This window comes from Exilibacterium tricleocarpae (genome assembly GCF_007004655.1).
GTDB classification, from domain to species: Bacteria; Pseudomonadota; Gammaproteobacteria; order Pseudomonadales; family Cellvibrionaceae; genus Exilibacterium; species Exilibacterium tricleocarpae.
On record NZ_ML660098.1, the window covers coordinates 160,682 to 183,497 of the forward strand.

23 protein-coding genes are annotated in these 22,816 nt (G+C 55.7%); 7 read left to right on the forward strand and 16 right to left on the reverse strand.

Features of this window, described 5'->3' with window-relative positions; genetic code table 11:
* Positions 1-143 precede the first annotated feature (143 nt).
* The 3 genes from nhaR to FKG94_RS18570 form a co-directional block, all read right to left on the reverse strand.
* Positions 144-1,046: a transcriptional activator NhaR gene (gene nhaR / locus FKG94_RS18560; protein ID WP_142928420.1), complete on the reverse strand. Its 903-nt coding sequence runs from the start codon at positions 1,044-1,046 to the stop codon at positions 144-146.
* Positions 1,047-1,270: 224 nt separating this feature from the next.
* The gene (locus FKG94_RS18565; protein ID WP_179957706.1) at positions 1,271-2,449 is read right to left on the reverse strand and encodes a fumarylacetoacetate hydrolase family protein; all 1,179 of its coding nucleotides are present in this window, start codon (positions 2,447-2,449) and stop codon (positions 1,271-1,273) included.
* On the reverse strand, positions 2,403-3,221 hold the full coding sequence (locus tag FKG94_RS18570; protein ID WP_142928422.1) for a MipA/OmpV family protein: 819 nt from the start codon (positions 3,219-3,221) through the stop codon (positions 2,403-2,405). Before FKG94_RS18570 ends, FKG94_RS18565 begins: the two co-directional genes overlap by 47 nt.
* Before the next feature lie 154 nt (positions 3,222-3,375).
* On the opposite strand from FKG94_RS18570, the gene FKG94_RS18575 reads away from it, so the two are divergent.
* A complete protein-coding gene (locus tag FKG94_RS18575; RefSeq protein ID WP_281284263.1) occupies positions 3,376-3,942 on the forward strand; it encodes a TetR/AcrR family transcriptional regulator in 567 nt (188 codons plus the stop codon).
* 153 nt (positions 3,943-4,095) lie between these two features.
* On the opposite strand, the gene FKG94_RS18580 is transcribed toward FKG94_RS18575, so the two are convergent.
* The gene (locus tag FKG94_RS18580; protein ID WP_142928424.1) at positions 4,096-5,742 is read right to left on the reverse strand and encodes a phytoene desaturase family protein; all 1,647 of its coding nucleotides are present in this window, start codon (positions 5,740-5,742) and stop codon (positions 4,096-4,098) included.
* A gap of 145 nt (positions 5,743-5,887) precedes the next feature.
* On the opposite strand from FKG94_RS18580, the gene FKG94_RS18585 reads away from it, so the two are divergent.
* Entirely contained in the window at positions 5,888-6,421 is a 534-nt protein-coding gene (locus FKG94_RS18585; protein ID WP_142928425.1) for a PadR family transcriptional regulator, read from the forward strand.
* A 13-nt stretch (positions 6,422-6,434) separates the two neighbouring features.
* Here FKG94_RS18585 and FKG94_RS18590 read toward each other — a convergent pair whose 3' ends face one another.
* The gene (locus FKG94_RS18590; protein ID WP_142928426.1) at positions 6,435-7,100 is read right to left on the reverse strand and encodes an SDR family oxidoreductase; all 666 of its coding nucleotides are present in this window, start codon (positions 7,098-7,100) and stop codon (positions 6,435-6,437) included.
* A gap of 40 nt (positions 7,101-7,140) precedes the next feature.
* On the reverse strand, positions 7,141-8,076 hold the full coding sequence (locus FKG94_RS18595) for an aldo/keto reductase (protein WP_142928427.1): 936 nt from the start codon (positions 8,074-8,076) through the stop codon (positions 7,141-7,143).
* A gap of 398 nt (positions 8,077-8,474) precedes the next feature.
* Between FKG94_RS18595 and FKG94_RS18600 the strand changes: the two genes are divergently transcribed.
* Positions 8,475-9,257: a phosphatase gene (locus FKG94_RS18600; RefSeq protein WP_142928428.1), complete on the forward strand. Its 783-nt coding sequence runs from the start codon at positions 8,475-8,477 to the stop codon at positions 9,255-9,257.
* On the opposite strand, the gene FKG94_RS18605 is transcribed toward FKG94_RS18600, so the two are convergent.
* The 6 genes from FKG94_RS18605 to FKG94_RS18630 all read right to left on the reverse strand — a co-directional run bounded on the left by FKG94_RS18605 (position 9,241) and on the right by FKG94_RS18630 (position 13,063).
* Positions 9,241-10,134 (reverse strand): TonB-dependent receptor, encoded by an 894-nt coding sequence (locus tag FKG94_RS18605; RefSeq protein ID WP_142928429.1) that lies wholly within the window; start codon positions 10,132-10,134, stop codon positions 9,241-9,243. The genes FKG94_RS18600 and FKG94_RS18605 overlap by 17 nt on opposite strands.
* A gap of 120 nt (positions 10,135-10,254) precedes the next feature.
* Entirely contained in the window at positions 10,255-10,983 is a 729-nt protein-coding gene (locus tag FKG94_RS18610; protein ID WP_218943579.1) for a sulfotransferase-like domain-containing protein, read from the reverse strand.
* Positions 10,980-11,894, reverse strand: a complete 915-nt coding sequence (locus tag FKG94_RS18615; protein ID WP_142928430.1) for an aminotransferase class IV — start codon at positions 11,892-11,894, stop codon at positions 10,980-10,982. Before FKG94_RS18615 ends, FKG94_RS18610 begins: the two co-directional genes overlap by 4 nt.
* 122 nt (positions 11,895-12,016) lie before the next feature.
* On the reverse strand, positions 12,017-12,217 hold the full coding sequence (locus FKG94_RS18620) for a hypothetical protein (protein WP_142928431.1): 201 nt from the start codon (positions 12,215-12,217) through the stop codon (positions 12,017-12,019).
* A gap of 35 nt (positions 12,218-12,252) precedes the next feature.
* The gene (locus FKG94_RS18625) at positions 12,253-12,777 is read right to left on the reverse strand and encodes a porin family protein (protein WP_142928432.1); all 525 of its coding nucleotides are present in this window, start codon (positions 12,775-12,777) and stop codon (positions 12,253-12,255) included.
* 19 nt (positions 12,778-12,796) lie between these two features.
* Positions 12,797-13,063, reverse strand: coding sequence for a hypothetical protein (locus FKG94_RS18630; RefSeq protein ID WP_142928433.1), 267 nt, complete (start codon positions 13,061-13,063; stop codon positions 12,797-12,799).
* On the opposite strand from FKG94_RS18630, the gene FKG94_RS18635 reads away from it, so the two are divergent.
* From FKG94_RS18635 to FKG94_RS18645, 3 genes are all read left to right on the forward strand, one after another.
* Positions 13,062-13,724: an alpha/beta hydrolase gene (locus FKG94_RS18635; protein WP_142928434.1), complete on the forward strand. Its 663-nt coding sequence runs from the start codon at positions 13,062-13,064 to the stop codon at positions 13,722-13,724. The two genes, FKG94_RS18630 and FKG94_RS18635, sit on opposite strands and share 2 nt — an antisense overlap.
* A gap of 561 nt (positions 13,725-14,285) precedes the next feature.
* Positions 14,286-14,924, forward strand: a complete 639-nt coding sequence (locus FKG94_RS18640; RefSeq protein ID WP_179957708.1) for a winged helix-turn-helix domain-containing protein — start codon at positions 14,286-14,288, stop codon at positions 14,922-14,924.
* 144 nt (positions 14,925-15,068) lie between these two features.
* Positions 15,069-15,284 (forward strand): hypothetical protein, encoded by a 216-nt coding sequence (locus tag FKG94_RS18645; protein ID WP_142928436.1) that lies wholly within the window; start codon positions 15,069-15,071, stop codon positions 15,282-15,284.
* Positions 15,285-15,288: 4 nt separating this feature from the next.
* On the opposite strand, the gene FKG94_RS18650 is transcribed toward FKG94_RS18645, so the two are convergent.
* On the reverse strand, positions 15,289-16,173 hold the full coding sequence (locus FKG94_RS18650) for a bile acid:sodium symporter family protein (protein WP_142928437.1): 885 nt from the start codon (positions 16,171-16,173) through the stop codon (positions 15,289-15,291).
* Positions 16,174-16,666: 493 nt separating this feature from the next.
* On the opposite strand from FKG94_RS18650, the gene aroA reads away from it, so the two are divergent.
* Complete coding sequence (gene aroA / locus FKG94_RS18655) at positions 16,667-17,950, forward strand: 3-phosphoshikimate 1-carboxyvinyltransferase (protein WP_142928438.1); 1,284 nt, start codon at positions 16,667-16,669, stop codon at positions 17,948-17,950.
* Between the two features lie 154 nt (positions 17,951-18,104).
* Here aroA and FKG94_RS18660 read toward each other — a convergent pair whose 3' ends face one another.
* The 3 genes from FKG94_RS18660 to FKG94_RS18670 are packed head-to-tail and all read right to left on the reverse strand — an operon-like array spanning position 18,105 to position 22,199.
* Positions 18,105-18,806 (reverse strand): response regulator transcription factor, encoded by a 702-nt coding sequence (locus FKG94_RS18660; RefSeq protein WP_142928439.1) that lies wholly within the window; start codon positions 18,804-18,806, stop codon positions 18,105-18,107.
* Positions 18,807-18,821: 15 nt separating this feature from the next.
* Positions 18,822-20,792: a sensor histidine kinase gene (locus tag FKG94_RS18665; protein WP_142928440.1), complete on the reverse strand. Its 1,971-nt coding sequence runs from the start codon at positions 20,790-20,792 to the stop codon at positions 18,822-18,824.
* 3 nt (positions 20,793-20,795) lie between these two features.
* Positions 20,796-22,199 carry a tetratricopeptide repeat protein gene (locus tag FKG94_RS18670; protein WP_142928441.1) on the reverse strand — a complete coding sequence of 468 codons (1,404 nt, stop codon included), beginning with the start codon at positions 22,197-22,199 and terminating at the stop codon, positions 20,796-20,798.
* Positions 22,200-22,816: the final 617 nt, after the last annotated feature.

Consider the following 22,816-nt stretch of genomic DNA (forward strand, 5'->3'; position numbering starts at 1 on the left):
GCATTATCAAAAAAAGTCGAATATAGTTGGTTTTCGATCAGGTTTTAACGAAATATTAAAACGGCCGTTGACAAAGCTGCTGGCAACGACGCTCGCTTCATGCGCCTAAAGCGAGCGCTACCAGACAGTAGTTACAGGGGGCACTAAGAAAACATCTCCCCCCTGGCGTAGTCGCAAATAGCAGCCACAGCGGGATGCCTGACCCGGCGCTCGGCAGAGATGGCGTAAAAGCCCTGTTTGATATCCTCGGTACTGCCGATCACCCTGACCCCGAAATTCTCACACACCTCTTTCTCGATAATCGACGGCATAAAAAACGCTCCTTCCCCGGCGTGACCAAAGGACTTGACCAGGGCGCTGTCGTCAAATTGCGCGCGAATTTTGGGGTAGATTTCCCTGTCCGCCAGCCATTGATCGAAGGAGCGGCGCACCCCGTGTTGCTCGGTGGGCAGGAGCATGGGGGCACCGTCGAGACACTGGGGAAACGGGCCCTTCAAGCGTCGCGCCAGGCGCGGCATGGCAAAAAAGGACAGTCCGCATTCGCCCAGAAAGTGATTGTAGGCCTTGACCCGAAAGGCGGTGGTCAGCGGGGCGTCGCTGAGCACCAAATCCACCTTGTGGATCGCCAGTTCCGCCAGAATCGTCTCGATCGGACCCTCGCGGCTGGTCAGAACGATATCCTCGGAGAGTTTCAGGGAGGGCTCGAGTATTTTATAGACAATGGTTTTTGGCAGCACGCTGGTGGCACCGACGATAAAGTCGATCGGGCCCTCCGCCGGCGCCCCGCGCAGCACGTCGCGCAATTCGGTGCCGAGGGCAAAGATATCGTCGGCATAGCGCAATACCAGGCGTCCGGTTTCGGTCAACTCCAGCTGCCTGCCGTTGCGGCGGAACAAATCGCTGTCCAGGCTCCGCTCCAACAGCGACAGCTGGCCGCTGATGGTCTGGGGTGTGATATGCAACTTTTCGCTGGCGCGGGCGATACTGCCCTCGTGGGCTACCGTCCAGAAGTAATGTAAGTGCTTGTAATTAATGGAGCTGGCCATGGCTGCCCTCAAATGGGAACTTCGTATTTTTCGATCTGGGTTTGCTAGATTAAACGATTTTTTCTGATGAAAGCAATGCTTGGCCGGATCGGCGCGAATGGCCGGGTGCCAGAAAAGGGGGGATTATAGGCTTGCGGGGGTGGGGTCGCCCTGTATTTACCGGTCAACCCTGGGTTTAAATACCAGTCATGAGACCTTACATCTGGTCTTGTTTTTATTCTTAATCATTCAACTACCACCTGCATATCAATCCGCCCCATAAAATCCCCAGCGGCGACAACACGCTCACCACCTTGCAAGAAAATTCCCTGACTAAACAGGTCTTTGATATAACTACGAACCACATAATCACGAAGCGACATATCGAAAATCCCTCCTTTAAACAGGTAGCCGATACCACTTGCAAATTTAAATCCGAACGACGGCGGCCGCATAATTACCCCATCGGGGGTTCCGGTTAATACAACCATATCCGTTGTAATTTTATCGTCGTTAAGCCACTGTTTCGATTTGCTCGAATGGGTTGGCCGTTTTGATCGCTGGGCGGTAAATATCTCATCCACAATAGTGTCCAGTGACCATATCATATTGGCGGTGGACGATGCCTGCTTCAACGCATTGCCACGATAGAGCGAAAACGAAGTTGTGGTCAAGAACGCCTCCCTGTCTTTTGGGATAACCAGGTACGGACCCGTCGGGAAGAAGCCCTCACGACTTTTGGCAACGCTGAAACCTCTGCCGCTTTGCATATTATCCAAGTCGATACCGCGCATCAGTGCCGCTCTGTCAGTAAAATCACCGCAAATAAAGAAACCAAAAACCAAAGACGCCGGTCTGTCATCCGCGTCAATATCCTGCAACGGCCGGGCACAAACTTCTATCTCATAGTCTAAAAGAATAGTGTCGCCAGTGGTGATACTCTGCTCCCGCGTGGCTCGAGTAGTTTTCAAGAATAAAAAGGGCCGGCGATCCGCCTCCACCTCATCGGCGTGTTCGGGATAATTTAAACCGAGCGCAATATGGTGGCGTCCGGTGCCTGCCGGACTGAGAAGTTGCGAGTATGGATAGCGATTGGTCAATGAGGCTCTGTTGGCCAGAACAATATCGGCTATTTTCTCGTAACCCAGACGTTGATAAGTAGACACTATATCGCCCGCCACATCTGTCACTTCACTGAGATTAATACCTTTGATTGCCCTCCCTTCGTCTTCGACAACCGCCAGAGTATTTAACTGTCCCCCATTTTCTATCTGGGCCAGGGTCAGCCCTTCGTTAAGATCGATGATAGCGTTCGCGTGCAAAGACAATGAAAACAAACTCAACAAAAGCGATAAGGTAAACTTCAACATATTGCCCTCAAAATCGATAGTAAAGACCCAGGCCGATAAAATACTGATCGTCATCGCCAATATCGGTAATCGGACTGTCGGCGGCATCGCCGAGCAGGCGACTGGCACTGAGGCGCGTAAAAACCCCCCATGTCGGATTGAAAAAAAGTCCGATATTGGTCGAAAAGGTAATATCCCGAAATGAGCTTTCCGCCGCATACGGAACCAGACCGCTGGCGAAAGAATCCGCCTGGCCGACGCCAAAATAAGTGTCCATATACTGAGTGCTGGCGTAGGTGGTCTCGAGTTCAAATTCAAATCGCCAGGGAATATAGAGCGGCAGGGTATAACTCAGGCCCAGGGTGGTAAACGCCCCGTCGTGAACATCGCTGCCATCGCCATAAGCTTCGACGCTAAATTCAATGCTATCGTCAGCAAGGAAAAGGTCTTCCTGCCCATAAGCCAAAAAAGCGCCCACATTTAGTGCAGTATCAATTTCCTCCATGGCGGCAACCACGGCGTTGTCAACATCGTCTTCCCTGCCCATATCGATATTGAGGGCAGTGCCAAAACGCCAGCCGCCGCGGTCCAAAAAAGCCATGCGAGCCGTTAAACCCTCGATCTCGACATCAACCTCGGCGATACTAAAACTGGAAATCAGCATAGGGATAATGTTGTAGTCGTCACTCCCCATATATTCCGGCGTCGAGCCCGGACCGAAGATAATAAAACTGTCACTTGGCGGCTTTTCCCCCGCCGCCCTGACTGCGTCCACCCCCATAACCCCAAACAGCGGAATCAGGTAGGGCAGGCAGTGCGTCAATGCACCTCTGCTTTGCTTAATCACCTTTACGATACCTCTTAACAAATGACCTGTGTTATTGTATGGCCCGCAGAAATTTCGGGTACTCGCATTTGGAGGGAGGTATATTCAAGTGCCAAAAATCCATTACGACCTTAAAAAACAGCCACTTCAGGATCGTGCAAAGTTTACTGTCGGGGTGTTGAAAGAGGCCGCTGCTCACATTTTGAGAGAGCAGGGCTGTGAGGGTTTGACGACAAATAAGGTGGCGGAGAAAGCCGGTGTCAGTATCGGCTCCCTCTATCAATACTTTCCCTCAAAGGAATCATTGATTGCGGAAATAAAGCGCGATCACTTCAAGGACTTGAGGCAATCAATGAAAGCGGCTTACGAGTCGGTCAAAGACCGCCCGCTGGAGGTCATCGTCAAAGCGTTTATCAACGCCTCCATCGAAGCCCATCGACTGGACCCGCCGCTGCACAAAATCTTGAGTGGCGATCTGTCCGAATTCAAGATAAAAGAAAATGACAAGTCGCAAAACGCCGTGCATGCTCTGGTGGAAAGCTTACTGACAGAGCGCAAAAGCGAACTGCGCGATGATATCAATATACCTTTGGCCACCAGGCTGACCTACAAAGTCATTGAAGGAGTCATCCACGACGCCGTGCTCTACGAGCCGGATCTGTTGGAGGAAGAAAGATTTGTCGATGAGGTACACCAAATGGTAATGGTTTACCTGACCGGCACAGACAGTGCGGTAAATTAGCTGGCCCTACGCCGGTGCTGGGAACGACCGAAGTGCAAACGCCTGGTCGCGCCGAGCTTGTAGTCTATTCGGAAGTTACTATGTACCGGTCGCCTCTTCAGACCGTCAGTCCGTACTGAATAGCAGGCCTGTCGGGCACTGATGCGACTTCGGCTAATTGGGTGCCACCGACAAATCAGCCGGCGCCTGCGTTTCGACGCCCGCCTGCCGTAATAATTTCATGACCTTGTAACCCCTCCAGCCCATCATGGCGGCCGTGGTCATAACCCCGCCCATCAAGGCCCCCCCAACCCCGGCGGTCAACACATCCGAACCGGTAAGGTAAAGATTCTTAATCGGTGTCACCGGGTGCAGCCAGTCCTGCCGAAAGCGTTTTACCGTGTGTTCGATCCCGTAAATCTCACCCGCCTGGTTCCACTGAAACCACTGGGTGGACAGGGGCGTCGACAGCTCGCAGTAATCCAGAGCATCCTCCAGTTGCGGCATCTGCCGGTACAGGGCCGCAAGAAGACGATCGATGAGTTTTTGTTTCAGCGCTTCGTAGTCGTCGCCGCGTTTGTTCCAGGTGCTGCCCAGCCACTTTTCGAACCACTCTGGCTTCGCCAGCGCCACCACTTCGACGGTGGCCTTGTCCGGATAGCGCTCGTCCCAGGTGGGGTCTTTGGCGGACGGGAATGAGATATACACCAGCGGCATATCCGTATCGATATCATCGTTAAACTCGACAAGATTCTGGTCGTGGTCATAGCCGGGGTAAACCCAGAAATTCTTCTTCGGCAGTCCCAGAGCTTCAGCGGAACCTTTAAAACCCGCATACAGGCATAAATGCGCGGCGGAGACCTGCAACTGCCTGAGTTGGCGGTCGTAACCGTGCTTTTTTGCCAGCCCCGGCGGCAACAGTCTCTCCACGGTGGGAAACAAACCGACACCACTGACCACGGCATCGGCGGTGATCACTTCCCCTTTTTTTAACCGCACCCCATAGGCTCGGTTATCGCGTACCAGTATCTCCTCCACCGAGGCGTAGGTAAAAACCTCACCGCCACTGCGCTGGATAACGGGAATAATGGTCTCGGCAATACGCCCGGCACCACCGACGGGATAGTTGCCACCGGTGATGTAGTGTTTCGCCACCATGCCGTGCATCATAAAGGCAGACTTTTTCGGCGGCAGTCCGTAGTCACCCCACTGCGCCGTGAGCACACCGATCAGCTCCCGGTTGTCCGTCAGTTCCGACAGGACTTCGTAGGTGGTCTTGAAGAAATAGGCGGGCATAAAATAACGCCGCAGCCGGTTATAGAGGCGCCCGATAAAGCGCGGCATCGCCTGCCCGGCAAAAAACCGCGGCACCATAGAGCTGACTTTTGCCAACATCTCCACATAGGTGTCTATGGCGGCGGCCTCGGCCGGGAAGCGCCGTTTCATCTCCCGCTTGAACTCTTCGCGCCCGGCGTAATAGGGGTAGGTCTCCTTCCCGATGACCACTTCGTCGTAGAGGGGGTCCATGGGCGCCCACTTTAACTGGGCGTCGGTAATGGTATCGAAAATGCGGCGAATCACCGACCAGGGTTTGTGCACCTCGCCGATATAGTGAACCCCTACATCCCACTCGTAGCCGTTGCGCTCATAGACATGGGTGTAGCCCCCGGCGGTGTAGTGCTGCTCGAGCACACAGACTTTTTTGCCCAGTTTCGACAACAGGGCGGCATTACACAGGCCGCCAATACCGGAGCCGATAACAATCGCATCGTAGTGACTGTCCGCCTTTTTCTGGCGGAAGCGGGTTCCCATTCGAATCATCGGTGCCGGCCTCTCTTAATTGAGCGGGTTTATTCCCACTCTAATATGAATATGCAAATTGTTGCATATTAAATAGCATTCAGATCCTATATGCAACAATTTGCATAGACCGTATAATGCCGAACCGGGAAATACGGGGTCAAAGATGTCACTAAAGCACGCGATTCTGGTAATGCTGGAGACGGAGCCCGGCAGCGGTTACGACCTGATGCGCCACTTCAGACAACGCCTGGGCTATTTCTGGAACGCCAAACACCAGCAGGTCTACCAGCAGCTCAAACAACTCGCCATCGACGGCTATATCGAGTACACGCTGGAGGCCCAGGCCGACAAGCCCGACAAAAAGGTGTATTCGATCACCCCGGCCGGGGTCGAGGAGCTGCGCCAGTGGATCGCCGCGCCGGTAGCGCCGAACAAAATAAACGATCCACTGTTGGTGAAACTGTACGGCGGCCACCTCAGCGACCGCGACAACCTGCTCGCCGAGCTGGAGCGCCATATCGACACCCACCGGCGCAGGCTACAGGAACTCGAAGCCATCGAGCAGACCTTGCTCAGCTTTGACAAAGCCGAGCAGGAGGCCATGAAATACCCCTATATCACCCTGCGCCGGGGCATTCTCGGGGAGCGGGCCTGGCTGGACTGGGCCGCCGAGGCCCAACAGATCATCAACAAGTGAGGCGCGACGGCATTTACCAGGGCAATACCTCGCCTTTGGCGTGCCAGAAGGTGCCGCTGTTGTCGACATTGAGTTCGTCGATGCGGTGCACCAATCCCTCGGCGGCCTGTTGCGGCGTCACATCACCGTGCCCACCGGTCATTGCGGTTTTGACCATACCGGGGTGCAACAGCGCCACGGCGATACCGCGGGGTTGAAGATCGCGGGCCAGGGAGACACCGGCGGCATTCAGCGCCGCCTTCGACATCCGGTAGCCGTAGTAACCGCCGGAGCCGTTATCGGCGATGGAGCCCATGCGGCTGGTCACCAGTGCCACTTTCGATCCGGCCTGTAGATTTGGCAGCAGCGTTTCGACCACCCGCAGCGGTGCCAGGGCATTGATTTGAAACTGGCGCTCAATGGCGGCGTAATCCATGCTGTCGAGACTTTCGCCGCTCAAAATACCCGCATTGTTAATCAGCACATCCAGGTGCCGGCCGTCGAGGGCCTCCTGCAGGCGCGCCACCGCAGCCGGCTCGGCCACATCGATATCGGCTATCACCTGCGCCCCGAGCTGGTCCAGTTCGGGACTGGCGCTGCGACAGGTGGCGATCACCGTCCAGCCGCGCGCTTGATACACATGCGCCAGCGCCAGACCTATACCCCGGTTGGCGCCGGTAATTAATACTGATTGACTCATAGCTAAACACTCGATTAGTAAGACAGGATAGTCCGCAGCGCTACAGCGACTGCAGGTAGTTGACCATGCGCACTCGCATGGCGGCATCGGGCAACGGCCCCCGCAGCGCGCCCATGTTTTCCACCATATGGGGCACCTGGCTGGTGGCGGGGATTGCACAGGTGACCGCGGGGTGGGAAACGGTAAATTTTAGAAAAAACTGCGCCCAGTTGTCACAACCTATATCCGCCGCCCAGGCCGGCAGCGGCCGATGGCCGAAGCGTTCGAACAGCGCGCCGCCCTGAAACGGCCGATTGACAATCACCGCCACCCCCCGCTCGCGCGCCAGCGGTAACAGGCGCTGCTCGACCTCGCGATCGAGCACATTGTAGGTCAGTTGAACGAAGTCGAGCGGCTGGGACTTGAGCAGTTTCTCCAAATCCCCGTGGCGGCGCCCATGGGAGGTCGTCACACCCACATACCGCAGCTCATCGCGTTCTTTCATGGCGAACAGGGTTTTCAGGTGTTCGCGCCAGGCGACCAGGTTGTGCACCTGCAATAAATCGAAACGCTCGACGCCCCAGAGTCGATGTGAGTCGGCAATCTGGTCGTTGCCGCGAGACCCGAGCGTGCTCCAGACCTTGGTTGCCGTAAACAAGCCCGGCTGGGGCCCGAGGCGCCCGAGGCAGTGGCCCATCACCTCTTCGGCATGACCGTACATGGGCGAGGAATCCACCATACCGCCGCCGGCCTGAAAAAACGTCTGTAATACCTGCGTCCGCTGAGCCCGGGCTTGCGGGTCGTTGCCGACGTTGAACGTAATCCAGGTCCCCATACCGATCACCGGCAGGGTTTCACCGCTGGCGGGAATCACTTTGGTATGAACAGCGGGGGTGAGAACGGCGGGCGCCGCACCGGCACCCATCACGCCGCCGGCACACAGCACCGACACCGAGCTCAGCAAGCGGCGCCGGCTAATCAGGCATCTGTCGTTCATAGAGCACCTCCGAAAACCCACAGCCCTTGCCCCGGAGCGGGCACGGGCGCCGGCTTGTGGTATTCTGACGCCTGCGCAAGGCACTGGTTCCCGGCAATCGCGTGACGCGATACGGGCGGCGTGAAAATCCCTGTATCCTTCTCATGGTATTTAAGAGAATGTGCACCAATTTACTGACCGCTGCTCCAGTCATATTGCTCTTTATTCAGGATGCTGTGGGTAGGTCTGCCTCCGGAGCGGGCTTTCAGAAACTCTCGACAGCAGGGATGCTGTCGTGAAGTTCCCAGGGAAGGGTTTACAACGTGTTTCTGAAAGCCCGCTCCGGAGGCAGACCGGTAAATTGGCACGCCCTCGCTTAGGAAAGTGCCATCTGCGTACGAAAGAGGTGTACAGCTTTTATGAAAATTCTCACCGATACCCACTCCCACACTGTTGCCAGTACCCACGCCTACAGCACCGTGCACGACTATTTTACGGTGGCCAAACAAAAAGGGCTGCAGCTTTTCAGTATCACCGATCACGCCCCGAGCATGCCCGACGGGCCCCACTACTGGCACTTCGGCAATATGAAAGTGATTCCCCGGGTGGTGGACAATGTGGCGATGCTGCGCGGTATCGAGGCCAATATTCTCGAGCCGGACGGCGAGGTGGATATCCCACCCAACCTCGACCCGTTTCTGGACTTTGCCATCGCCAGCTTCCACGAACCGGTGTTCACGCCTGTCGACGAAAAAACCCACACCCGCGCCGTGATCAAGGCAATGGGCACCGGGCTCTGTCAGATTATCGGCCACCCCGGCAACCCCAACTATCCGATCAATTTCGAGGAAGTCGTGCGCGCCGCCAGGGATCACAACGTGCTGTTGGAAATCAATAACAGCTCCTTTCTACACTCGCGCAGCGGCAGCGAGGCGCGTTGCATCCATTTACTGGAAATCGTCGATCGCCTCGACTGGAAAGTGGTCTTCGGCAGCGACGCCCATGTGGCCTACCAGGTGGGTGAGGTGGGCGCCTGTATCGACAAGGCGCAGGCCATCGGCTTTCCCGAGGCACGGGTGGTGTCCGCCAACGCGCGGCGTCTGTTGAGTTTTCTGGCCGAGCACGACAAGCCGGTAACCGGCGAACTGGCTGCCTGGTTCGACGGCCTGGAATCGGACACCGATACTACCAGCGCCAGGTAACCCTGAGCGCGCCATAACGCGCCGTGTCCGCCGCCGTGCTCTGGCGGTCGCCGGCGGTGCGGCGGAAGTCAAACTTGCGCTCAGTATCGGCGCCCCACTCCGCACCCACCTGCCACTGGCGACCCACCTGCCACAGCGCCCCGAATCGCAGGCGCCAGCTCCGGTAGCGCAGGCGCGACAACTGATCGAGTTCTTCATTGTAGACCTGCCAGGCAGCGCCATTGGGCGCGGCGGAGAGATAGAGCTGCCAGCGCGGCGCCGGGGTAAATTGAATGCGGCTGTCGGGAAATGCCAAGCGCAACTCCCAGTCCGCATTGGGCTGCCAGATCAGGCCGGCAAGCGGATAGATGCGATAGTGATCAAAGCGATCGTCGGCACAGGCACCGAGCAGCCACTGCCAGTTGCGGTCGAGGCGACGGCGGTATTCGGCATAACCGTGCACCTGCCAGGCATCGCTGCCGATGGCATCGGGGTTTTTCAACAGATTCGACGACACGGAGAGCAGCGGCGCCACCCCCGCCAGCCATCCGGCATCCCCGCGCTCTTGTCGCCACTGGCGCCGCACCGACAACTGGTGCACATCGCCGTTGGTCTGCAGCTGGTCGGCACCACTTCCCGGTGCCTGGGTTTCCTCGAATTCATAGGCCCGGTAGCGGTGCGCGAAACCCCAGCGCCCGGTCGCCAGATCGATATCGGTAAACAGGCTGTCTTCCCGCTCCACGCCGCCGCGTTCGACAGCGGCGGTCTGGTAAATCCCGTAACCCAGATGCAGCGCCGGATCGGCGCGATCGTCGCCGCACAGCGCCGCCTGCGCCGGACCCGTCGCTATGGCCGCCGCTATGGCCGCCGCCAGGCCGAAAAGGCGTATAGACTTCACGATAACCTCCCGGGTTTTAACACTGACCAAAGAACCGGGCAGATAGACCCGGGGGAATAGCAATCAAACAGACAGAAATAAAACAAACAGGCCCCGGGCAGGCTGCGACCGGACCCGCCATCAAAGCGTCAATCGCCGCGCAGCCAAGACCCGGTAGTAGGGTTCGGCACTGTCGGCCAGGCGCCGCTGCCGGTCGTCCAACACCGGTTGTCGCGGCGCGTAGGGTTCGAAACCCGTCGATGCCCACACCGCCTGGTACCAGTGCGGCGCCCAGGGCCCATCACTCGGTCGCGGTCCCGGCGGCCAGGCCAGCATAGCCTTATCGAAGGGTACGTCCAACCGGGCACACAGTTTCTCCAGCATAACCGCGGGGTTTTTCAACACATCGCTGCCCTCCAGCACCACCGGTTCCCGCCCGGTAAGCTCAAAGACCTGTTCGAAGATACGTGTCTGTTGCGCAAACCCCAGGTCTTCCAGCGTCGGATTGTCGCGCTTGCGCACATAAGACGCGATCACCTCGGCCGGGTTGCGAATCAAAAATGCGTGGCGCACCGATTTCATCCAGGCGGTGTCCACCTCCGGCAGCAGGTGGTGGGTCATATGTTTCTGATAGTGGATCGCATAACCGGTAGCAGCCGTCGCGCAACGCGATACCAGGGGGCGCCAGTCGGTACCCCAGGTCGCCATAATGGCCTCGCGCAGCGGATGTCGCAAGCCCGTGCGCGCCAGAAAATAGCCGTACAGTGGTTCGTCCCAGACCTGGGTATCGGCGCGATTCTCCCAGGCCCGCAGCATGGCGGTGGAGATATTGCGCGGCCCCGACCACATGGCGATACACACACCGGTCACGCCGGCGCCTCCCGCTCCAGCAGCGCCAGATAAAGTTGCTGCAGGCGTTCGACCAGAGGCCCGCGGGTACCGGTGCCGATTACCCGCCCGTCCACTTCAGTCACCGGCGCGATACCGGCAAAGGTGCCGGTCACAAAAGCCTCATCGGCACCGTAGACTTCCGTAAGGCTGAAATTTTTCTCGGCGCAGGCAATGCCATGGTCCCGGCACAGCGCCAACACGTTGTCGCGGGTTATACCGCCGAGGCAGTAGTCGCCGCTGCTGGTCCATACCGCGCCGTCGCGCACGATAAAGAAATGGGTCGAGTTGCAGGTGGCCACAAAGCCGTGAGGATCGAGCATCAGCGCCTCGTCGGCACCGGCCTTGGTGGCCTGGATACAGGCGGTAATACAATTGAGTTTGGAATGGCTGTTGAGCTTCGGGTCCTGCACATCGGGATAGCCGCGGCGCACATGCACGGTAAACAGGCGGATACCTTTGTGCAAAGTATCGGGCTGCGGCGTTTTGTATTCGGCGATAATCACGATGGTCGCCGGCGTCACGGTTACCCGCGGGTCCTGGTAGGGGGTGGACTTGATCCCGCGGGTCACCATCAGTCGCATATGCACACCGTCGTCCATGCCGTTTGCGGCCAGGGTATCGTAAAGACGCGCCACCAGGGTATCCCGATCGATACCCAGGTCCAGGTCGATGGCCTTGGCGCCCTCCAGCAGGCGTTTGAGGTGCCTGTCCAGAAATGCAATCTTGCCGCGGTGCACCCGCAACCCTTCCCAGACACCATCGCCGAGCACAAAGCCGCTGTCGAATACCGACACCACAGCCCGTTCCCGGGGCAGGAGTTCGCCATTGATATTGATCAATACAGCGGCGTTGCGGGGATCGTCCACGTAGTCGTGGGTGCCTTTGGCCATGGGGGTCCTGCCTCACTGTAATTGCTGTTGCGGGCGTGTTGATTGCAGTTGCGGATTTGGCCGCAGTCGCCGGTAGACTTACCGCCGTGCTCCGGCGAACCCGCCCCACTTTATCAACCGGGTCACGACGATGGCAACAGCCATTCCAGCAACGACGCTAACGGCCATTCCAGCGACACGGCGCGCCGCAGCCGCCCGCAGTCGATACCGCTGCCATAGTATCCCGCACAGCCGTCAGAAGTACACAGCGAGCGTCGTTCTTTTCTCCGTTTTACGCCGTCACCACAGGCATCCGTCGCCCGGGCGCTGTCGGCCTCCGTCAATGGTGCCGCACGGCATTCCCCCGTCAATCAGCCGGTTAGAAATTGAAGCGCACGCCGAGACTATACAACTCGAAGTCATCGTTCAGATTGGTGGCGTTGTAGAGTTTCTGGTATTCGGCACGCACACCAAAACCGGAACTGAAATCATACTGGGCACCGAGACCGAGACTGAAACCGCTGTTTTCCAGGTCCTCGTTAAGCACATCGATCTCCGTGTAGTGCATCCCGCCTTTGGCCAGCAGCGAGAACCGCTCGCTCAGCGAGTGGGAAAATACGGCGGACAGATTGATGGTGTCGCTCTCCACATTATCGCGGGTGGCGAAGCCGTCAAACTCGAAATCATCCAGGTGAATCCACTCGGTCTCCAACGCGAGGTAGTCCGACAGTTGAATACCCCCGTAGAGTTTGCCGACATCGGCATCAACATTGTTGGCGTCGGCCAGCTCCGATTGCCCCCAGCCGCCGCCCAGATAAACCTGCCCCGCCGGCGTATCCGCCAGAGCAGCCGATTGCCACAGAGATACACCGAAAACCGCGAGCGCTATATGTTTAACTTTCATATTAAAAAATCCTTAAAAATCAGGTAATGGTGTGGTCCAACTTTGCACGGTTTGCAGTGTAGGTTTCTGAAAGTGAACAGTGCCTGAACAGTGCCACCACCGACTTCTGTGCCGCCGCTGTCGCAAATCGACAACAGTTTGATCGAAGCGGCAGTGGGCAACTGCAAGCGGTGGCGGTGGCGGTGGCGGTGGCGGTGGCGGTGGCGGTGGCGGTGGCGGTGGCGGTGGCGAGACTATAGCAGGTTGAGATATATTGTCGGGCAAATCCCGAGAACCCGATACCCATGACTTACTTGCCTTGCGTAGAAATAGAACCCGCCACTCCCGCAACCGCCGCTGTGATCTGGCTGCACGGCCTCGGCGCCAACGGCCACGATTTCGAACCCATAGTGCCGGAGTTGAAGTTGCCGGCAACGCTGCCGGTGCGCTTCGTGTTCCCTCATGCACCTTCAATACCGGTCACCATCAACGGCGGTGCGGTTATGCCGGCCTGGTATGACATTTTGGAAATGACCATCGACCGCAAAATTGACGAAGCGCAGATTTTGCGCTCGGCGGCGGCGGTGACGGCGCTGATCGAAAGAGAAATCGAACGCGGTATCCCCAGCAATCGAATCGTGGTGGCGGGCTTTTCCCAGGGCGGGGCCGTGGCCTATCAGGCCGCGTTGAGCTGCTCCAGGCCACTGGCCGGCCTGATGGCACTATCGACTTATTTCGCCACCCACCAGTCTATCAATCCGAGCGAGGCCAACCACCGGTTGCCGATTCATATTTACCACGGCGTTTACGACCCTGTGGTGCCGGAGACACTGGGTCGCCGGGCGCATGACCTGTTGCTGGGGATGGGCTACACGACCGACTATAAAAACTACCCCATGGAACACGCCGTCTGCCCGGCGCAGATAACAGATATGTCGCAGTGGTTGCAAAAACAGTTAGGTAAATAAATAGGCAGGGGATGGTGGCGCAGTGTCGTCCAGGATCGGTAATCCGATGGCATGATGCCGTTGAAAGTCGACCCTCCGGTGGCACGGTGCGGGGACAGGTTCTACCTGTCCCCTTCGAGGAGGGCCACTCCCCGTCAACGAGGGCACCTGTACCTGTTTACTGCAATACCCTAAAATTTATTTAGCGCCTGCGAGTTTCAATGATGCCATCAAAGAGGGAAGTGGCACCATTCTAGGGGGACGCAACTGAAGTTACGTCCCCGCACCGTGCCACCGCAAGTGGAATAATGCCGCCTGTCTATCTTTCTCAACAGATTTTCCTGACAGCGCCTTTCGCTAAAACACCGCCAAAAACAAGCGCCTTAAGCGACACTAAGCAGGCTTCAATCTAAAGCAGTATCATCAGCCACAACCGGTACTTTTTCACAAACGCAGGCGGCAGTTTCTTACATAGACCCAATGGCCGGTCGATTAGACTGGCGCTTTGAAAGCGTTTGTAAACAAGTCACTACCAGCCAGATAAATAATGGACGATTTTCCGGGGGCAAAGGAGGCGCTTCCATGATCTTCGAGTTTTCGACCTGGGTCCTGAATACCCATCGCTACGAACTCTGCCACTGCGGCAGACCTATTAAAATCCGGCGCAAAGTCTTCAAGGTGTTGAGCTATCTGTTGCTTCACCGCCATCGCAATGTCAGCCGTAAAGAACTCCTGGAGCAAGTGTGGTCGCGACAATACGTCACCGAAGAATCGGTCACCAGTTGCATCAAAGAGGCGCGCCAAATTCTGGGGGATACCGAGCGCCACAAGCGGATGATTGAAACCATCCACGGTTTTGGCTACCGATTTACCCACCCGGTGACCGTGCAGGAGAGCGAAACAGCACAGGGCGGAGACGGGTTGCCGACCCCGAGCCTGGCGGTCTCCCCGCCCGCCCCCGATTCTACAGCCACCACATCCAACCAGACCCTGAAGCTCTCAGCCACCGTCGACAATGGGACCGTAGCGCTCAGCAGCCGTAGCGGCGCGCTGGTGGAAAACGTCGTCTGCCGGGTCGGGGACAATCAGACCACCTGGCTGCTCAGCGGCAGCTGTAACAACGAGGGCAAGGCACCGCCCGGTCTGACTCCGATACTGGACGCTATCCGCCGTCTCAGCAGCGGCGGTGCCCCGATTCGCCTCGATATCCACTGGGAGTGACAGGGCGCCGGCGCGGGTGCCGGTAGTGCAGGTCTGCGCCGGATAGCACTACCGCATCTCATTTTCGCTATAAACACTACTGGCAAGGTTCGTTTATTTGTTATATAAACGAGGCGTTATAACTGCAACCAGTAAGGCAAGTTTATGCGCCCCTGCAGAGAATGTCAGTTGTTAAACCGCCAGAGCACCAAAACCAGGCCGCACCTGTACCTGGAGAAGCGGTCCCCGGAAGATAAACCGGGACAGCAGAACTACGGCCCGAAACCCGACGAGGAATGGGCGTGTAAAGAGTGCGGCACCTTGTTTGTGCACACTTACAGCACCATCGCCCCGTTTGGTTGGGAAATCAAAAAAAGCTGACAAACTACACCCGGGCGGCTTTGCCTCGACTTCTATTAAGGTAATAGATGAATAGCCAGGGCATACAGATCATCAACATACTGTAAACCACCGGCAACCGGGCAATGGCCGGGTCTTGCAGGATGGTCATAGAGAACAGTAGTGTTATGGCGACATTTTGTATGCCGACTTCGACTAGTATAGTGGTTGCCTGGGCGGCGGGAAGTCGAGTCGCTCTTACCAAAAAATAGGCGAGAAACATGGCTGCTGCCAACAAGATAAAACAATACCAGGCCAGATGGGCGATCATACCCGGGTTGGACAGATACTCCCTGTTGTAATAGGCCGAGCTGGACGCCAAAAAGACAATCAACAATATGGATATAATCCGAAATTTCTCCGCAATCGCATAAGCGGCTCCCGGAGCCAGTCGCCTTATTGACATACCGATGGACACCGGCAGGATCGTCAGCGACATCAAACGCACCATGGTTTTCTCTATGGACAACGCTAACTGACCACCGCCTTCCATAAAGGTCTCTATTGCATAGGCCCCCCAAAACGGTAACGTAAAAGCCACGAAAATACTGGACACCGCAGTCAAAGATACCGACAACGCGATATCTGCCCGGATAACGAAGGATATTGCATTTGATGCGACCCCGCCGGGGCTCGCCGCCAGTAACATTAAACCCACCGCTATTTCGGGCGAGGGATTCAGCAAATGGATAACGACAATAGCCGTTAACGGCAACAACAACATCTGGCCGGTCAGGCCTATCAACATACTTTTGGGTTTTGCGGCTAGCAGTCGAAAATCCGCCGGCCGCAGGGCGAGCCCCATGCCAAGCATAATCACAAAAACAATACTCGGAAACACATAGTTGACGAGAAACTGGAAGCTACCCATTGTTACAACAAATCGTCCTTTCCGGATATGACAGGTTCACAGTGGCTGAGCAACTCCACAAGCGGGCGGCAGAAGAGCCAGGGCGTTGTTTTTGAGCAAGACGCCGGAGGCATGGGCCGTAACCGGAATCTTGCTCAAGAGCAACGCCTGCACTATAACAGAAACAAAAAACCTTGGTATCGTTGCCAGCGACAACCAAGCTTGTACCGGCACGGTTTGCGATTGAAGGTTTCATCCGACTTAAGGCTTTTCGTCAACCAGGAAGTCAATGAAACGCCATAAATGTTACAGATGTACCGGTGCAAGGTTGAGACCGGGCCGACTTTCACACTGTTGGCCCGATACAACCCCGGAGCGCCGGACCCGATGTTGGGACTCGGCCCTTATCCACCCGGCGGCACAAAGATGGTAGTATTCCCCCTCGCCAGGCGGCCCGGTTATTTCTGCCGCTACATTCTCAAAGTCGATTTTTATATATAGTCAGTTTGCATAGATGAATGAATTAACGATAGAACCCATAAAGAGCGTTCGCGGAGAAGTCAAACTCGCAGGCTCCAAAAGCATTTCCAATCGGGCATTGCTGATGGCCGCCCTGTCGGCAGGTGAAACTACCCTCTCCAACCTGCTCGCTGCAGAAGACGTCGAACATATGCTAAGCGCTCTGACCCAACTGGGCGTTTCGATCAATTTTTCATCAGACCGCAGCCAATGCACCGTCACCGGGCTCGCCGGCCCTTTCAGGACCGGCTCATCGACAGCACTCTATCTCGGCAATGCCGGCACGGCAGTGCGACCACTATGCAGCGTTTTAGCGGCCGGCTACGGAGAATTTCTGCTCGATGGTGATGCGAGAATGCGGGAGCGGCCAATCGGCGATCTGGTTGACGCTTTGCGACCTTTGGGGGCCGATATAGCTTATACCGAGACGGCAGGGTATCTGCCTGTCCGCATCACCTCGCAGGGGCTCAAAGGTGGCGAGACGCGGATAGACTGCTCGTTGTCCAGTCAATACCTGACAGCACTGTTGATGGCCGCCCCTCTGGCCGAGCGCGATGTCACTATCACTATACAGTCGACACTGGTTTCGAAACCCTATATCGATATTACACTCGCAATGCTGAAGCGCTTTGGTATCGAATGCACTCACAGAGACTATAAACAGTTTCATATCGATGCGCCACAGACGTACACCGCACCGGGTCACTATTGGATTGAGGGCGACGCCTCTTCCGCTTCCTACTTTCTGGCAGCCGCGGCGATAAAAGGCGGTGCGGTGAAAGTTCACGGTATCGGCAGGAGTTCGATGCAAGGTGATGTGCAGTTTGCCATAGCCTTGGAAGATATGGGGGCCAAGGTAAAGATCGGGGAATCGTTTGTGGAGGTGGAGCGGGGGTCGCTGCACGGTGTCGACCTGGACCTCAACCATATTCCCGACGCCGCCATGACCCTCGCTGTGGTGGCGCTGTTTGCGGAGGGAAAAACCCGCATTAGAAATATATACAACTGGAGGGTCAAGGAATCAGACCGGATAACAGCCATGGCGACAGAGTTGACCAAGGTGGGGGCAACCGTGCTGGCGGGAGAAGACTATATTGAGATTACGCCCCCTGAGAAGTGGCACCACGCCCGGATAGAAACCTACAATGACCACCGTATGGCCATGTGTTTTTCTTTGGTGGCGCTGGGCCCGCAAGCAGTGACTATATTGGACCCTGGCTGCACAGCGAAGACATTTCCCGACTATTTTGAAATGTTCTCATCTATTGCGGTAACATAGGTAACATTGCGATGACAGGTGAGCCACCATCAAAAAGCTACCTCCTTTAACGGCCCTCAAGAACTTTGAAGCGGTAGCGCACCACATTGCGATTGCCGGCAACGGCTAAAAGATAAGGCAGTGCGGTGGTGAAAATACATTGATCCAAACCAGGCTACACCGATCGCTCCTCCACAGGCATATCAAACCGATACCCCACATCCCGAACGGATTTTATATACCTGGGCAAACGGGAGTCAGGCTCTATCTTCTGCCGCAATGTATTCACACAACGATCGACACTGCGTGGTGTGATTAACAGCTTATTGTGCCAAACTACCGTCAAAATAGTATCTCGCGTGAGCGAGCGACCAGGCCGTCGTACAAACAACTCCAGCAACCCGTGTTCCTTTGGCGTCAAAGGAATGTACTGATCGCCCTGAGTCAGCTTACGGGATGTCAAGTTAAATTCGAAATCGTCGAACCGTACAATATCAGCTGCCGGTTTGCGGTGCCGGCGCAGGAAAGCATTGGCCCGCGCCAGCAGCTCTCTCACACTAAACGGTTTCGTCACATAGTCATCGGCACCGAGGTTAAGCCCTCTAATCACATCGCCTTCACACCCTTTGGCTGTCAGCATGATGATAGGCATATCCAAACCGGCTTCGCGGACCCGGCGACATATGTCAAAGCCATTGCGCATCGGCAACATAATATCCAGTATGATCAGGTCGGGCTTGAGGGTAAATGCCAACCGCAAACCCGCCTCACCCTCCATAGCGGTGTGAACATCGTAGTCTTTTGCTGCAAAATTGTCTTTTAAACCGCGCAGTAACGCCGAATCGTCCTCGACTATCAGTACTGTGCTACCCCTCATACACTACTCTCCTTTTTATATGGGAAGGCTGACTTTAAAGATACTGCCCCGAGCGGGGCGACTGGTGACTGTAATACTGCCGTTGTGTGCTTTGACAATATGCTCAACGACATTCAAACCCAGACCGCAACCGTCCACGCTGCGTGTCAGTCGACTGTCGGCTCGATAGAAACGGTGAAATATCTTCGGCAACTGTCGCGAGGTCATACCAATACCGAAATCCTGTACTTCGATACAGATCACCCGTCGTCGTTGATAAGCTCGGATTGCAATTTTCTTGCTGTCGCCGGAGTATTTATATGCGTTATCCAACAGATTGACCAAAACCGTTACCAGTAAGTCCGCATCACCGCGAATGGTCGGCAGATCGGGGTAGACCTCTACCTCCAGAGCAAACTTTGCCGTGTTGAACATCTCACCCATAACCTCCAGTGCGCTGTCAATCACGCTGCCGATGCTGACACGGGCAAAGGTGACCGCCTGTTGTTGTGTCTCAAAACGGGACAAATCCAGGAAATTGTCAATCAAGCGACTGAGGCGCAGGTTCTCTTTAGCAATGATTTGCAGGTACTCCCGAGTCTTTCGCTCGCTCAGGTTCGCACTGTTCAACAGCGTCTCCGCCAATACACGTATTGACGACAAAGGTGTTTTCAATTCATGGGAGACATTGGCGACAAGGTCATTCTCGAGCCGGTTTAGCGTCAACTGACGACCCACGTAACGAGCGGTCAGCACTGCCAGTAATATGATGGCCGCAATAATTAAGATGCCGGCCCACAGGTAGGCTACTATCCTGCTCTCAGCCGCTGCACTGAGCCAGGAAGCATCTTTCAACGTCAGGCTCAACTGCCAGCCTGCCAAATATTCACCTGTCGATAGAGTGAGCAGTGGTGTAGCATCTTGGTCGCTCAGGGCGGGAAACAGTCTGACTTCAGTACCTTCTGGCAGCATATGGTCCAACCCCCAGCGCTCGATATCGCCGGCGATATGTGCCCGGGTAAAAAGCAGCGTCAAATTCTGATCGTGAAAGGTCAACGCCCAGGTATCAGGTATTGCCGTTTCACGAAGTTGAGCCTCGACACCAGACGACTGAGGCAAAGGGTGGGATTCCAGGTAGGCCAGAGCCAACTCTTCAGCAGTCAGAGTTGGAAAACGCTCGTCGCCAGCAGACAACTCAGTATCGGATAACAGCGTTTGCAGCTGACGCATCAGAAAAGCACGCTGTTGGGCGGGAAAGCTCAATTCCACGTAGTCGCTAAGCAGCTCGGTCAACTGCTGTGTTATAGCCTCCATGGCAGCCACATTGCCGGGGTATGGACTCTGCGCCATAATCTGCAAGGCGTACAACAGTGCGCCGGGTTGAATCAAGCGCCCGCGCCAGTCTTTTGTGTTGCGAAAACGTTCTTCAGCCAAAGCGACGGTCAATATGTCCAGAGCTGCGCCGGTCCGGCCCGCTTTGAACAGGCACCGCGCCTGCGCCTTTAAGGCCTGTGCCACCTCACTAAGATCGGCGGCGCGCTCAGCAATCTGTCCATAGACGACGACAGCGCCACTGAAATTCAGTTTCTGGTGCTCAAGGCGCCGGGCGGTCCGCCAGGCCTTGGACAAGAGAGGTGCACCAGTGACGGAAAATTGCGCAGCGGGATAGCCTCGCCGCTCTGCAGCGCAGCAGAAGACAACACTACTGGCAAGGTCCCGGTTTACCACTTCGGCAAAGGCCTGCGCCGCAGAGTGCTGAGCTGCAATCTCAGTGACCAGAGCAACTCGCGTTCGCCATCGTAACAACATTTGTTTTTTTACTTTATCAAGCTGTTCCCGATAAACATGCATCAGCCTCTGTTGCACAGCCAAGTGCTCATTACGCACCGCCTCGGTCATAAACCAAATAACGCAGGCGCTTGGGATCAGCACTCCGGCTACCAGCGCAAAAGCGACAGATCTGGGATAGCTGGCGCGCTGGGAGATGGCGCCCTTTTTCAAAACCATCGACTATAGAGTGCTGAAGCTCGCCACCAGGGTACGAAGCTGCTCGTAGTCCGCTTCAAAAACATCTTTTTCGGTTCGAAACACAAACCAATATACGGCCCGCTTATCGACTATATAGGTTCTGTATTCCACCATTTCCCGATCCTGATGAAGGTAATCCGCCACATAACTCTGCGCCGGCAACCCCGAGAGATTGAGATTGGTTCGACTGTCGGGACGCATGCGATAGTTCTTAAAAAAGTTTTTCAAACTTTGCAGATCACCGTCGACAACCTGGTCAACTGACATTTCGGACGGCTTTTCTCCACCATAGGCTTTCGCGATCAATACCCCTGTTGAACTCAATTCGGGCGGCAACAACTGTATAAACAGATCGTGTTGCGAAGCTAAGGCCGAGGTAAGGTCAAAAGCACGCCATCCGTCCGGCATCGAGAGTGACAGGTTTACCGAGTTATTTTGGTAGGTCACCGGTTTACCTGTAACAGCTTCGCTTACCTGAGAGAGCTCCAGAGACATATGGCCGGCTTGATACTTTACTAATTGCCGGGACTGATCCGTGCTAACCCACGCCTGTTGCATTTGGACTCTACGGCCGTCGACATAAATAGTGATATCGATCTCGTAACAATTGAAATCACCAGCGGCTACTTGCACCGACTTGACACCGGTAACTGCCAGCACCAACTCGCCAACCTGGCCCGTCGAAGCCACAAACACAGGAAACTGCACCTGATAAGACTTCGCCAAGGGTAGACGTCGCAGCAGACCGGGCACCTGCTCATTATCGTACAACGGTCCCTGGAAAGGGATTTCAACCGATGATCGAACACCCTTGGTATCCGTAGTCAGACGCAATGCCCGGTCTCCGTACTCCACCTCGAACTTGCCCAGCACCGAATTATTCAGGCGCGTGTGCAACGGACGACCACTGTCTTGTAGTGTTTCCACAGCGCTGAATTGCTGCAGGCTGTCAATCGCAATTGACATATAGCTCTCCAGCCGCCACAGCGACTTACCCTTAACCTGGGTTCTGCTGGTGACATAGTCCAGCAGACCTGCATCGACACCCGCTGGGGTTTTTATTATAAAACGCGCCACCTCCGCATCTCGCCATGGCGCGGGGAGCAGTTGCAGACTCAAATATTCCTGGGCTTCCAACAGCTCACGGGTCTTGGCAACCCACTGCGGCTGGTCGGCAAATTCACCCAGTATTTTGTCGAAGGTTGCAGATGCCTGCTGTTGATTTCCGAGCTTGGTATAACATACTCCCAGGTGATAAAGCGCCCGCGCAATGTCAAAGCGATCGGCTGCCGCGTCGTCGACAATACCGGAGTAAATGTTGATAGCACTGTTCAAATCACCCAGCGTTTCTTCCTGGTATAAGCCCTGCTCCAGTCTTTCATTCACAGATTCAGCCTCCGTTTTGATAACACCCATGCCGGCAAAAAGAGCAATCCACAAGGTAAAAACTTGTCGTTGTAACACTTCACACTCCCTCTTGATCTTTCCAGGCATCGCAACTGGCGATGGTCAGGTAAATAATATATCGGTCTTATATCCTGTTTGTGTCACCAAAACGGCTTTTTGCAGCAAGTCGCGGGCTATCGACTGCCACCGGCACCAGGCCGCCGCGCCGGTGGTGTCCAGTGCCTATCATCACGGGTCAGTTCTCCCCGGTGTAGTCTTCCCAACTGCCGGGTCTTAACAACGCGAATGATAGATCGTGCTGCAGCAATCCGGCAGTTGGGAAACTGTATGAGGAAAGAGGCTGGTCGGCCGTGTCACCACTGTCTGTAGAACCTGATTCAATTGAGAAGCGCTAAATTTACAGCCCGAATTTAAATCACCTTGATCTATCCGCCACCCTGACCCATTCCATATTCTTTGCGGCTTTACACACGGAGGACCCTTTTTCTTATATCAAGGTTGTCACCTGGCGGTCAAACTAAATCGATACAGCCTTCGGCATATACAAGCCCTTGGTTTTTAAAGGTGAATGTAGTGCCCTGTTAAGCTTTATCACC

Excerpts from the sequence above, each read along its gene's own strand:
- FKG94_RS18645 (WP_142928436.1), top strand. The coding sequence starts at position 15,069 with ATGCGCCCCTGCAGAGAATGTCAGTTGTTAAACCGCCAGAGCACCAAA.
- FKG94_RS18665 (WP_142928440.1), bottom strand. The coding sequence starts at position 20,792 with ATGGTTTTGAAAAAGGGCGCCATCTCCCAGCGCGCCAGCTATCCCAGA.
- FKG94_RS18640 (WP_179957708.1), top strand. The coding sequence starts at position 14,286 with ATGATCTTCGAGTTTTCGACCTGGGTCCTGAATACCCATCGCTACGAA.
- FKG94_RS18590 (WP_142928426.1), bottom strand. The coding sequence starts at position 7,100 with ATGAGTCAATCAGTATTAATTACCGGCGCCAACCGGGGTATAGGTCTG.
- FKG94_RS18635 (WP_142928434.1), top strand. The coding sequence starts at position 13,062 with ATGACTTACTTGCCTTGCGTAGAAATAGAACCCGCCACTCCCGCAACC.
- FKG94_RS18650 (WP_142928437.1), bottom strand. The coding sequence starts at position 16,173 with ATGGGTAGCTTCCAGTTTCTCGTCAACTATGTGTTTCCGAGTATTGTT.
- aroA (WP_142928438.1), top strand. The coding sequence starts at position 16,667 with ATGAATGAATTAACGATAGAACCCATAAAGAGCGTTCGCGGAGAAGTC.
- FKG94_RS18600 (WP_142928428.1), top strand. The coding sequence starts at position 8,475 with ATGAAAATTCTCACCGATACCCACTCCCACACTGTTGCCAGTACCCAC.
- FKG94_RS18615 (WP_142928430.1), bottom strand. The coding sequence starts at position 11,894 with ATGGCCAAAGGCACCCACGACTACGTGGACGATCCCCGCAACGCCGCT.
- FKG94_RS18595 (WP_142928427.1), bottom strand. The coding sequence starts at position 8,076 with ATGAACGACAGATGCCTGATTAGCCGGCGCCGCTTGCTGAGCTCGGTG.
- FKG94_RS18580 (WP_142928424.1), bottom strand. The coding sequence starts at position 5,742 with ATGATTCGAATGGGAACCCGCTTCCGCCAGAAAAAGGCGGACAGTCAC.
- FKG94_RS18630 (WP_142928433.1), bottom strand. The coding sequence starts at position 13,063 with ATGGGTATCGGGTTCTCGGGATTTGCCCGACAATATATCTCAACCTGC.
- FKG94_RS18565 (WP_179957706.1), bottom strand. The coding sequence starts at position 2,449 with ATGACGATCAGTATTTTATCGGCCTGGGTCTTTACTATCGATTTTGAG.
- nhaR (WP_142928420.1), bottom strand. The coding sequence starts at position 1,046 with ATGGCCAGCTCCATTAATTACAAGCACTTACATTACTTCTGGACGGTA.
- FKG94_RS18660 (WP_142928439.1), bottom strand. The coding sequence starts at position 18,806 with ATGAGGGGTAGCACAGTACTGATAGTCGAGGACGATTCGGCGTTACTG.
- FKG94_RS18585 (WP_142928425.1), top strand. The coding sequence starts at position 5,888 with ATGTCACTAAAGCACGCGATTCTGGTAATGCTGGAGACGGAGCCCGGC.
- FKG94_RS18625 (WP_142928432.1), bottom strand. The coding sequence starts at position 12,777 with ATGAAAGTTAAACATATAGCGCTCGCGGTTTTCGGTGTATCTCTGTGG.